The organism is Methylobacterium sp. WL18, from assembly GCF_008040015.1.
Classification (GTDB): domain Bacteria; phylum Pseudomonadota; class Alphaproteobacteria; order Rhizobiales; family Beijerinckiaceae; genus Methylobacterium; species Methylobacterium mesophilicum.
This window is the reverse complement of record NZ_VRVD01000098.1, coordinates 1-11,099: the sequence shown is the minus strand read 5'-3', so window position 1 is coordinate 11,099 and position 11,099 is coordinate 1. Positions and strand designations below refer to the sequence as shown.

At 68.8% G+C, this 11,099-nt stretch carries 12 protein-coding genes and 1 pseudogene; 9 read left to right on the top strand and 4 right to left on the bottom strand.

Annotated features, from left to right (window positions below; genetic code table 11):
* Window positions 1-187: 187 nt before the first annotated feature.
* Window positions 188-409: a hypothetical protein gene (locus FV228_RS10425; protein WP_147854558.1), complete on the top strand. Its 222-nt coding sequence runs from the start codon at window positions 188-190 to the stop codon at window positions 407-409.
* A gap of 14 nt (window positions 410-423) precedes the next feature.
* Here the strand turns inward: FV228_RS10425 and FV228_RS10420 are convergent, their stop codons facing one another.
* Window positions 424-1,734, bottom strand: coding sequence for an MFS transporter (locus FV228_RS10420; protein WP_147854557.1), 1,311 nt, complete (start codon window positions 1,732-1,734; stop codon window positions 424-426).
* 221 nt (window positions 1,735-1,955) lie between these two features.
* Here FV228_RS10420 and dnaN point away from each other — a divergent pair, with 221 nt between their 5' ends.
* The 4 genes from dnaN to recF are packed head-to-tail and all read left to right on the top strand — an operon-like array spanning window position 1,956 to window position 4,763.
* On the top strand, window positions 1,956-3,077 hold the full coding sequence (gene dnaN, locus FV228_RS10415) for a DNA polymerase III subunit beta (protein WP_147854556.1): 1,122 nt from the start codon (window positions 1,956-1,958) through the stop codon (window positions 3,075-3,077).
* A 12-nt stretch (window positions 3,078-3,089) separates the two neighbouring features.
* On the top strand, window positions 3,090-3,341 hold the full coding sequence (locus FV228_RS10410) for a type II toxin-antitoxin system ParD family antitoxin (protein ID WP_147854555.1): 252 nt from the start codon (window positions 3,090-3,092) through the stop codon (window positions 3,339-3,341).
* A complete protein-coding gene (locus tag FV228_RS10405; protein ID WP_147854554.1) occupies window positions 3,338-3,634 on the top strand; it encodes a type II toxin-antitoxin system RelE/ParE family toxin in 297 nt (98 codons plus the stop codon). The genes FV228_RS10410 and FV228_RS10405 overlap by 4 nt, the downstream gene beginning before the upstream one ends.
* The gene (gene recF, locus FV228_RS10400) at window positions 3,627-4,763 is read left to right on the top strand and encodes a DNA replication/repair protein RecF (protein WP_147854553.1); all 1,137 of its coding nucleotides are present in this window, start codon (window positions 3,627-3,629) and stop codon (window positions 4,761-4,763) included. The genes FV228_RS10405 and recF overlap by 8 nt, the downstream gene beginning before the upstream one ends.
* A 51-nt stretch (window positions 4,764-4,814) precedes the next feature.
* On the opposite strand, the gene FV228_RS10395 is transcribed toward recF, so the two are convergent.
* The gene (locus tag FV228_RS10395) at window positions 4,815-5,489 is read right to left on the bottom strand and encodes a Crp/Fnr family transcriptional regulator (RefSeq protein ID WP_147854559.1); all 675 of its coding nucleotides are present in this window, start codon (window positions 5,487-5,489) and stop codon (window positions 4,815-4,817) included.
* A gap of 186 nt (window positions 5,490-5,675) precedes the next feature.
* Between FV228_RS10395 and FV228_RS10390 the strand changes: the two genes are divergently transcribed.
* On the top strand, window positions 5,676-6,476 hold the full coding sequence (locus FV228_RS10390; RefSeq protein WP_147854552.1) for a pentapeptide repeat-containing protein: 801 nt from the start codon (window positions 5,676-5,678) through the stop codon (window positions 6,474-6,476).
* 588 nt (window positions 6,477-7,064) lie between these two features.
* A complete protein-coding gene (locus FV228_RS10385; protein ID WP_147854551.1) occupies window positions 7,065-7,418 on the top strand; it encodes a hypothetical protein in 354 nt (117 codons plus the stop codon).
* A 338-nt stretch (window positions 7,419-7,756) separates the two neighbouring features.
* Here the strand turns inward: FV228_RS10385 and FV228_RS10380 are convergent, their stop codons facing one another.
* Complete coding sequence (locus FV228_RS10380; RefSeq protein WP_147854550.1) at window positions 7,757-9,448, bottom strand: methyl-accepting chemotaxis protein; 1,692 nt, start codon at window positions 9,446-9,448, stop codon at window positions 7,757-7,759.
* Between the two features lie 410 nt (window positions 9,449-9,858).
* On the opposite strand from FV228_RS10380, the gene FV228_RS10375 reads away from it, so the two are divergent.
* The gene (locus FV228_RS10375; RefSeq protein ID WP_147854549.1) at window positions 9,859-10,254 is read left to right on the top strand and encodes a VOC family protein; all 396 of its coding nucleotides are present in this window, start codon (window positions 9,859-9,861) and stop codon (window positions 10,252-10,254) included.
* A gap of 37 nt (window positions 10,255-10,291) precedes the next feature.
* Window positions 10,292-10,879, top strand: a complete 588-nt coding sequence (locus FV228_RS10370; protein ID WP_147854548.1) for a histidine phosphatase family protein — start codon at window positions 10,292-10,294, stop codon at window positions 10,877-10,879.
* Here FV228_RS10370 and FV228_RS10365 read toward each other — a convergent pair.
* Window positions 10,880-11,099: pseudogene (locus FV228_RS10365) on the bottom strand (hypothetical protein); the annotation flags it as partial. It lies immediately after the preceding gene.

The following is an 11,099-nucleotide window of genomic DNA, read 5'->3' as shown; positions in this document are numbered from 1 at the left end:
CCGCCACGGCCTGCGCCCGCCGCGCCGCGGCCCGAGCCGAAGGCCGCCGGCAACCCGTTCTCCGTGGAGGAGATCGAGGCCGAGTTCGCGCGCCTGCTGGGCCGCCCCCTCGACAAGCGGAACTGAGATCGCGCGTTGACGGACGGTTAACCGGTTTTCGGAAGGGTCGGGCTCCGAGGAAGACCCGATGCTCAACCTGGACGCCCAGACCGCTCAGCGAAACCGCGCCTACCGGGCGTTCAAGCTCGACCGGGCCGGCCGCGTGTTCTCGGCCGAGATCGTTCCGGCCGCCGACGACACGCAGGCCCGTCGCCGCGCCCGGGCCATGGCCACGGACGAGGCGATCGAGCTGTGGGACCGGACGCGGTTCCTCGGCCGCTACGAGCCGGTCGCCCAAGCCCGCATGTGAGGGGTGGGCCGCCCTCAATCGTACGCGCTCTCCCGCATGGCCAGGACGGCGACGAAGCTGAGCACGGCGGCGGCCGCGAGATAGAATCCGACGAAGCCAATCCCGCCATAGGCTGCCAGCTCCTGGGCGATGTAGGGCGCCCCAGAGGCGCCCAGGATACCGGCGAGGTTGTAGGTGACCGAGGCCCCCGTGTAGCGCACCCGGGTCGGGAACAGCTCCGGCAGCACCGCGCCCATCGGGCCGAACACCCAGCCCATCGCCAGCAGGCTGAGGCACAGGAAGCCCAGCACCGGCGGCCAGGTCCCGGCCGAGGCAGCGTTCCCGAGCATCGGGCCCATCAGGAAGCCGAGCGCGAACACCGCGGCCATCCCGGAGAGCAGCACGGGCTTGCGGCCGAACCGGTCGGCGGCAGCCCCCGAAATCACAGTCCCAAGTGCCATGAAGCAGACCGCGATGCACTCGAACAGCAGGAAGGTCGGGCGGCTGTAGCCCAGCGTGCCGGTGCCGTAGCCCAGGGCGAACACCGTCGAGAGGTAGAACACCGCGTAGACCGCCACCATGGCGAAAGTCCCGATCAGCACTGCGCCGCCGTGCTGGGTCAGCATCGTGGCGAACGGCACGCGCTCGGGCTTCGCGTCGGTCAGCGCGGCCTTGAAGGCCGGCGTCTCGGTGAGCTTCAGGCGCACGTAGAGGCCGACCCCGACCAGGGCGGCCGAGGCCAGGAACGGCAGGCGCCAGCCCCAGGCCTGGAAGCTCTCGGGCGACAGGCCGAAGCTGAGGCAGAGGAAACCGAGATTGGCCAGGATGAAGCCGACCGGCGCGCCAAGCTGCGGAAAGATGCCGTACCAGGCGCGCTTGCCCGGCGGTGCGTTCTCCACCGCCAGCAGGGCCGCCCCACCCCACTCGCCGCCGAACCCGATCCCCTGGCCGCAGCGCAGGACGCACAGGGCGGCCGGCGCCCACCAGCCCGCTGTAGCGTAGGTCGGCAGGCAGCCGATCAGGACGGTGGACAGGCCCATGATCAGCAGCGAGGCGACCAGCGTCGCTTTGCGGCCGACCCGGTCGCCGAAATGCCCGAACAAAGCCGCCCCGAACGGCCGCGCGATGAACGCGATCGCGAAGGTCGCGAACGCGCTGAGTTGCTGCACCCCGGGCGCCCCCGCCGGGAAGAAGACCGGGCCGATCACCAGGGCGGTCGCGGTCGCATAGATGTAGAAGTCGAAGAACTCGATCGCGGTGCCGATGAAGCTCGCGGCCAGGATCCGCCCGGGGCTGGCGCTCGGTGCGGCGGCGTGCGGTCTCGCGGTCTCGACGGTGTGCGGCATGGTCTGACGGAACTCGGGCGGCCGGTGCCGCTTCAGGTGGAGCGCGGCGCTTTCGCACGGGGCGGCCCCGGCGGGAACCCTGAATCCCACCGGCTGGCGGCGTAGCTGTGCGATGCCGCTGCGGCGGCCTTGCGTTCGCACGTCCCCTTCGCCAAGCTGATCGGCCTGTTTTCGAGAGGGATGCCGGCCGCGGCGCCCTCCCCCATCACTCGAGTATCGCGATGAGAGTCACCGTCGAGCGCGCGGCCCTGCTCAGGTCGCTCGGCCACGTGCATCGGGTCGTCGAGCGCCGCAACACGATCCCGATCCTGTCGAACGTGCTGCTGCGTTCGGAGGGATCGAGCCTGCAGCTCCGGGCGACGGACCTCGATATCGAGGTCACCGAGAGCGTGCCGGCCGACGTGGCCGATCCCGGCGCCACCACGGTCCCGGCGCACGTGATCTACGACATCGTGCGCAAGCTGCCCGACGGCGCCCAAGTCTCTCTGGAGACCGGCGGCGAATCCGGCCAGATGACGATCCGCTCGGGCCGGTCGCGCTTCGCGCTGGGCGCCCTGCCGGAGGGCGACTTCCCGGACCTCGCCGCCGGCGAGATGCCGCACGGCTTCGAGATCGCGAGCGCCGACCTCAAGCGCCTGATCGACAAGACGCAGTTCGCGATCTCCACCGAGGAGACGCGCTACTATCTCAACGGCATCTACCTGCACACGCTGGAGGCCGAGGCCGGCCCGGTGATGCGCGCGGTCGCCACCGACGGCCACCGCCTCGCGCGGGTCGAGATCCCGGCCCCGCAGGGCAGCGTCGGCATGCCGGGGGTGATCGTGCCCCGCAAGGCGGTGGCCGAGATCCAGAAGCTCCTGGACGACGGCGGCGAGACCGTGGCGGTCGACCTGTCGCCCGCCAAGATCCGCCTGCGCTTCGCCGGCGGCCTGACCCTGATCTCCAAGCTGATCGACGGCACCTTCCCGGACTACCAGCGGGTGATCCCGGCCAACAACGACAAGCGCCTGACCGTGCAGCGCGACGCCTTCGCCAAGGCGGTGGACCGGGTCTCGACGATCTCGTCCGAGCGCGGTCGCGCCGTGAAGCTCGGGCTCACCGAGGGGCGCCTGGCGCTCTCGGTCAACAACCCGGATTCGGGCAGCGCCACGGAAGAGCTGGACGTCGATTACGAGGCCGCCGGCCTCGATATCGGGTTCAATGCCCGCTACCTGCTCGACATCACCGCGCAACTCGAGGGCGACACCGCCCTGTTCAAGCTTGCCGACCCGGGCTCGCCGACCCTGATCCAGGACCGCGAGGGCGCGCCGGCCCTGTACGTGCTGATGCCGATGCGGGTGTAGTATTAGGCTGCCATGCCGAAAGCCGTCATCCTCGATCCGACCCAGGAAGCCTCGCTCGATCGTCTGATCGCGGCAGGGCGCTACGGTTCGCCGGAGGAGGCGGTCGCCGCCGGTGTCGCGTTGCTGCTCCAGCACGAGGATCGCCTTTCGACGATGCGGGAGGCTTGGCGGGAGGGCGTCGAGAGTGGAGATCACGAACCGCTCGACGCCACGCTGGATGCCTTGGATGCGCGCTATGCCGCCATGGAAAAGGCCGGCTCTTGAAGCCTGTCGTCGTGTCGCGCCGAGCCCGAGCCGACCTGCGCGAGATCGGTGACTTCATCGCGGCTGACAATCCGACGCGCGCCCGCAGCTTCGTCTCGGAGCTACGCACCCGTTGTCAGGCGCTCGGTCGCCAGCCGATGATGGGCAGGCCCGCGTCGGAGATTGCTCTCACCGTACGGATCCTCATATTCCGATCTTACCTGATCCTTCATCGCATCCTCGACGACCGCATTTCGATCGATCGCATGCTGCACTCGGCGCGCGACCGCTCCATTGTGCCGCCTTATGAGTGAACTCGACGCGGCTGGAACCACACGCATCACCCGGTTGATCGCCCGCGACTTCCGCAACCACACCGACCTCGAACTCAACCCCGGCGCCCGCTTCGTCGCCCTGGTCGGCGAGAACGGCGCCGGCAAGACCAACCTGCTCGAGGCGATTTCGCTGTTCGTGCCGGGCCGGGGCCTGCGCCGGGCGGAGTTCGCCGCCATGGCGCGCGCGGACGGCCCGGGGGGCTTTGCCGTGTCGCTTACCCTCGATCGGGACGGCGCCGAGCATCGCTTGGGCACCGGTCTGGAGCCGCCGGGGCCGGACGGGCGCACGAGCCGGCTCTGCCGCATCGACGGCGCCCCCGCTTCTTCGCCGGTGGCGTTCAGCGAGTTCGTCCGGGTTGTCTGGCTGACGCCGGACCTCGACGGGCTGTTCCGCGGCGCTGCCGGCGACCGGCGCCGGTTCCTCGACCGTCTCGTCCTGGCGGTGGATGCCGGTCACGGAGCGCGGGTCTCGGCCATGGAGCGGGCGCTACGCTCGCGCAACCGCCTGCTGGAGGACCGGACCGACGACGGCCGCTGGCTCGATGCCGTGGAGCGGGAGGTGGCCGAGCTCGGGGTGGCAGTTGCGCTCGCCCGCCGGGAGACCGCCGAGCGCCTGGACCGGCTGATCGCCGAGACGCGTGACGATTCCCAGCCCTTCCCATGGGCGTCGATTCGCCTGGAGGGTGACCTCGACGACTTGGTGGCGGTCTGGCCGGCGATCGAGGCGGAGGATCGGTTCCGGCTGGCCCTGCGCAACGGCCGCAACCGCGACCGGGCTGCCGGCCGCACCCTCACGGGCCCGCAGACCACCGATCTCGTGGTCCGCCACGGCCCCAAGGACGTCCCGGCCGGTACCGCCTCCACGGGCGAGCAGAAGGCGCTGCTGATCGGTCTGGTCCTGGCCCATGCCCGCCTGGTTCGGGCGATGAGCGGCATCGCCCCGATGATCCTGCTCGACGAGGTCGCGGCGCATCTCGATCCGCGCCGCCGGGCCGGCCTGTTCGAGGCCCTCGACGCCCTTCACGGGCAGGTCTGGATGACCGGCGCCGACCCCGCCGCCTTCGCGCAGGCGGGCGACCGCACGGAGGTGCTGCGGATCGGGGGGTGATCGGGATCGTGGCCGCCCGCTCCGATCAAAGCGGAGTGAGCGCGCCGCGCGTCACCGCCGGCCCGCGGCGGCCAGGCTGGCGCGGTCGACGATCTCGATCGCACCGCGCCGGAGTTCGATCAGGCCGGCCTCGGCCCATTGCGCGAGAATGCGGCTCACCACCTCGCGCACGCTGCCGACGTCGTCGGCGAGCGTCTGGTGGGTGACCGCGGCGACGCCCCAGGGATCGGCTTCCGCCAGGAGTCGCTGAGCCAGGCGCTGCTTCAGCGGGGCGAACGCGACCGCGTCGATGAGCGTGAACAGGCCGGACATCAGCCGCGTGTAGTCGTCCATGACGAAGCTGCGGAAGGCGGCGCTGTCGCCCATCAGGTGTTGGAACGTGCCCGCCGGCAAGGCGGCAAATTCGGTCCGCTCTTCGGCGATGCTTTGGGCTGGGAAAGTGCCACCGGACAGGAGGCATTGCGTGGTCAGGGCGCAGGTGCCGCCAGGGCCGACCTTGTAGATCAAGACCTCGCGCCCGCCCTCCGACATGCGGAAGATGCGCGTGCGCCCCTCCAGGCACATCAGGTAGTTGGCACACTCGCCATCGAGTTCGTAGGCCGTGGCGCCGGCGTCCAGCACCGGGAACTGTACGGTTCCCCGGGCGAGCTGCAGGTGCGCCGCGCTGAGCGCTTGGAGAAGTGGAAATCGGTCGACCCAACGCTCGACCTTATGCGCGTCCATCATGATCGGCGTCGCCCTCTCGGCCGTGACGACAGGCTGATCATCCGGCGCGCGTTGCGTTTTTCTCCCGCCGCGCCGGACTTGTGTGACCTGGGTCACCGACCGCGTGCAGCGGCTCGGCATAGCATCGCGACACAATGAAAACGATACGGGTGCCGGCCCTGCACGGCACCCGATGGGAGTGACCCGATGCGCCGCCTCGCCCTGAGCTTCATGCTGGCTACACTCGCTGCCGGTCCGGCTGTCGCCGAACAGGATCTGCTGCTGGGCGCCAACATGTCCTCGCCTGCGATGACCCAGGCCGAGATGAGCCGCGCCGACGTCGAAGCGATGATCAAGGCCGCGGACGGCAAGCCGATCGACCTGCACGACAAGGCGCTGTCCGGCCTCGACCTGTCCGGCTTGAACCTCCGGGGCGCCAACCTGCGGACCGCGCGCCTGAACAAGACCAACCTGCGCGGCGCCGACCTCAGCGGTGCCAACCTAGAACAGGCGTGGTTCCTGACGGCCGACTTGTCCGGCGCCAAGCTCGCGGACACGAAGATGTTCGGCATCACCGCTCGGGATGCCAACCTCAGCGGTGCCGACCTCAGCCGGTCGATGCCGATCGGCGACTTCAAGGGCGCCAACATGAGCGGCGCGACGCTCGTGGACCTGAAAGGCGGCGCCGACATCAAGAACCAGTCCATGGGCCTGATGCGGGCGGTGTTCACCTCGGTGAACCTTGCGGGCGCTAACCTGAAGGGGGCCAACCTCGGGCGGTCGCGCCTGGAATACGCCGACCTCCAGGATGCCGACCTCACCGACGTGGTGCTGATGGGCTCGGACTTGTCCGGGGCGAACCTGACCGGCGCCACTGTGGCGGGCGCGGACTTCAAGAACGTCGACGTCAGCGGCGCCCGGCTGATCGACCTCAAGGGTCAAGACCGCGTCAAGGACTGGGCCGGACGCGTGAACGCCGACCGCGCCGTCACCCGCGCATCCCCCTAACCGAAGCCCTCACCGGCGAGACGCCCGACAGCGCTTCGTGCCGGATACCGGAACCGGCACGATACGCGGGCTCCTTGATCCGCAACGTCTTTTTCCGAAAGCCGCCGGCCGCCGTTCGGAACGATGCTTGAGTGAGCATCATCCCCGGGCTTCGCTTCGCGGCCTCGCGATGATTCGGGTGTCGCCAGCGCCGACGCGGCGCAACTCAGGCACTGACGGACACTTCCTGGCCCCCAAGGCCGCGGACATCTCGGAAGGGCGGGCACTCTCGATCCAGACTGCCGCTGCCGCGTCGATTGGGAGAATACATTATCCGCATCCGGGCAAAGGCGGGAAATTTCCAGCCACATCAACCGACAGTTGATTTATTGTGCAGCAACGTTGTCGATTATAAGACCCCAGTGTTTGTCAAGCTCTTATCAGGATAAATTTCGGCCGAAAAATTCCGGGTGTTTAAGGCTATGTCAAATTTTTATAAAATCGAAATCTCGGGAATTGGCGCTGCCCTACATGGTTAATGCTTAGCTTCTGGCGTACTGTAATAATATGTGTACAGCCCTCGACATCGCTATCGTTCCGAGCCCTGTTGTGCTGTGGCGCGATTCGATCGAGGCGATGCCGGCGCGCAGTTCACCCTGTCGCTTTCTGGCAGTGGAGCGCTGGGCGCGGTTGCGCCACAGCGCGCTCGACTTCATCGAACGGTTCGGCGACGAGGCGCACGGGCTCGGCTGGACGACGGCCGATCTGTTCGGCGTCGACCCGCATTTCGGCACACGTCGGACCAAGCGGTGCGGCGCGCTGATGGTGGACGGCCGAGCGGTGTATCGGCTCGAGCTGCACCGGGTCAGGTTCACCATCAGCTCGGGGTCGGGAAACAGGTTCGACCAGCAGGCTGGCGTGCCGGTCTGGGAGTTCGCGGGGAACGGCGCCGCGCGCGTCTGAGGGAGCGGACGTGGCCGGGCCGGGAGGGCCCGAACGGTCAGTCTGCCTGCCCCGGCCCAGTGATCTTCGGCGCGGGCAGGCTTCGCCCCGTTCGACGTTGCATGGAGAGCGACGACTGGCGCGGCCGTCTACCCGTGCGGGCTACGATGCTCACTGATCGCTGCCGGATCGGGGCCAAGGTCAGCCCCGAGCACGTTCCCGCCCCGCCGCTGAGCCCGGTGGATTCACACAGCGGCGGACGAGCCGCGAGTCCCCGCTCCCGTTCGGGATCGGGAGCCTTGCAGCCCAATGAGGGCCGATCTCTGCACGTGGTAGCCCGCAGAGGGAGGACGGGCGCGTTACGCCGCCCGCACGGTGGAGAGGAAGCGGGACACTTCGGCGCCCAGATGCTCGGATTGACGCGACAGCTCTCCAGCGGCGTTGAGCACCTGGCTTGCGGCAGCGCCGGTATCCTCGGAGGCCTGGGCCACGCCGGCGATATTGCTGGTCACCTCGTTGGTGCCGGTGGCGGCCTGGGCGACGTTGCGGACGATCTCCTGTGTCGCGGCGCCCTGTTCCTCGACGGCCGCGGCGATCGAGGTCGCCACCGAGTCGATCTCCCGGATGCGCGCCGTGATGCCTCCGATCGCCGTGACGGCCTGGCCGGTCACGCCCTGGATCTGGCCGATCTGCTGGCTGATCTCCTCGGTGGCCTTGGCGGTCTGCGCAGCCAGCTCCTTCACCTCGGAGGCCACCACGGCGAAGCCGCGGCCGGCTTCGCCGGCGCGGGCGGCCTCGATGGTGGCGTTCAGGGCCAGCAGGTTGGTCTGCCCGGCGATGTTCGAGATAAGGCCGACCATGTCGCCGATGCGGGTCGCCGCCTGGCTGAGCGCCTGCACGAGATGATGGGTCTGGTCCGCCTCGCCGACCGCCGATTGGGCGAGCCCGGCCGATCCGAGCACCTGCCGGCCGATCTCCTGGACCGACGAACCCAGTTCCTCGGCGGCAGCCGCCACGGTCTGGACGTTGGCGGCGGCTTCCTCGGCGGCGGCGGCCACCGTGGTGGATTGGCTGGCGGTCTCGGTGGCACTCGCCGTCATCGACTGGGCGGTCGCCTGCAACTCCGTCGCCGAGGACGAGACCAGGCCGACGATGCCGCCGACGGCGCGCTCGAACCCGTCGGCTAGCTCCAGCATGGTCTGCTTCCGCGCGGCCGCTGAGGCCTCCTCGGCGACCCGCCGGACCTCAGCTTCCTCGGCAGCCTTGCGGGCGACCATCGCCTTGATGCCCTCCACGGCCCTGCCGACGGCGCCGATCTCGTCCTTCCGGGCGGACTCCCTGATCTCCGCTTCGATCTCGCCCTTCGCCATCCGCTGCAAGACAGAGACCAAGCGGTCGAGCGGCCGGGTGATGCCAACCATCGCGACGAACGCGGCCGCGATCGCGCCGGCGAGCATCCCGACGCCGCTGACGATCATCAGGCTGAGGCGTGTGGCTTCGGTCTGGGCCGTCAGGTCGTCGGAGCCCTTCTGCATGAAGGCGTTGATGTCGTTGGACAGCGCGTTGCCATCGACCATCAGAGTCGAGAAGGTCGGATCGATCGCGGAATGGACCAGGGCGATCGCCTGTTCGTTCTGGTTGCTGGTGCCCAGGCGGCGCACCTCGGTCACGTCGGTCAGGAACGTGTTGATTCGCGTCGTCAGCGCGTCGATGCGCGGCGCGTAGCTGGGCGCGTGGTCGCGCAGCGACTTGAGCGTCGCCTTCAGGTTCGGCACGGCGGCCTCGAACCCGGCATTGGCGGCGCGAATCTGGTCCGCATCGGTTTCGGCGATGATCCGATAGACGAAGTAGTTCAGTTCGAAGACGAAGCGGTTGAGGCGCCGGCCCTCGGCGACGGCGACGGCCTCGTTGCTGATGAACGTGCTGTAGGCGTCGTCGATCTGGCTCATCCGCGACTGGGCATACCAGACGCAGCCGCCCACGATGACGCCGATCAACGCGACCACCGCGATCAGCTTGGGCATGATCTTGATGTTCGACAGGCGCAGCATGTCTGTTCGGGTCCGTCGGGCTGGGGCTTAGCTTAAGCCGTGATCATTGGCCTCCTTATCATGATTCTATTAAGCGCGCCCTAAAATCTGATCTTTTCCAGGCGGCACGTGGAATTTTAGATCTCACGTGTCGGATCCGCTGTGACGACCAACATAATTTCTAGTTACGGAACCGCATCCGGCGAGGCGGCAACATCAAAGATCTGCGCATTCGACGAGGTGCGCGCCATTTCGGCGTTCGAAATCTAGGATTTACGTTGGGTCAACAAGTAGCAATTTGTGCGCGAGACACCGGGCCCGTCCCGCGATCGCGCGGCGTCGCGGCGGAGGCTCGGGCCTTTCCGCCTGGCCGGGGCGGCGCCACATAGAGCGCGTCCTCAATTCCTCGACGATCCCGGAAACGCTGCCGCATGTCCAAGCCCGTCCACGCCATGATCCGCGTTCGCGACGAAGAGCGCGCGCGGGCCTACTATGCCCGTGCCTTCGGCTTCGAAGCTGCGGACCGCTACGAGTTCGACGATTTCACCCTGGTCTACCTGCGCGATCCGGCCTCGCCGTTCGAGCTGGAACTTACGGTGAACAAGGACCGCGACACGCCCTACGACCTCGGCGACGGCTACGGCCATATCGCCGTCGTCGTCGATGACGTTGAGGCCGAACACGCCCGCCACCTCCGCGAGGGCCTTCCGGCCACCGACGTGAAGACCCTCAAGCACGGCGACACCGTGCTCGCCCGGTTCTTCTTCGCCACGGACCCGGACGGCTACAAGATCGAGGTCATCCAGCGCGGCGGCCGCTTCGCCTGAGCGTCCCGCCCTCCCCCACGCGACACATCCGAGCCACATGCCCGAGACCACCCGCATCATCTGCATCCGCCACGGCGAATCGACCTTCAACGCCGCCCACCGGCACGGGGGCGGCGATCCCGGCCTCCTCGACGCCCGCCTGACCCCGCGGGGTCAGGCTCAGGCCCGAGACGCGCGGGAGCGTCTGAAGGACATCCCGTTCGAGCTGGTGGTGGTCTCGCCGCTGACCCGGGCGATCGAGACCGCCGCGATCCTGTTCGGGGAGCACCCGAACCGGCCTCGCCTGCTGGTCGAGGTGTTGCACCGGGAGTGCCAGGAGAGCAGTTGCGACGTCGGCCGGGCCGCCTCGGAGATCGCTGCCGAGTTCCCGCATCTCGATGTCGGGCACCTACCCGAGGTGTGGTGGCATGCCGAGCCCGGTTGCGAGGTCGGCGGATACCCGGTGGAACCGCGCCACCTGTTCGATGCCCGCGTCGCCGGGTTCCGGGAGTGGCTGCAAGCGCGGCCCGAGACGACTATCGCGGTGGTGGGCCACGGGACCTTCTTCTATCACCTTACCGGCACGTTCCTGGAGAACTGCGCCTCCATCGAACTGGACCTCGCCGCCGAGCCCGTCCTGGCCTGATCAGGCCGGAATTCCGGCTCGGGCCGCATCGAGGCGCGCGCGGGCGCCGACGAGGTCGATCTCCGGCGCCTGCCGGCCGATCGCCAGGGCGGCGTCGAGGATCGTGCAGGCCCGGGCCCAGGTGTCCGGCACGAACGGAGCTGCACCCTCGGCAACTTCTGCGGCGCAGCGGGCATCCTCGGAGGCGCGCTGGGCCGCCGTCGCCGTGCGGGCGACCGCG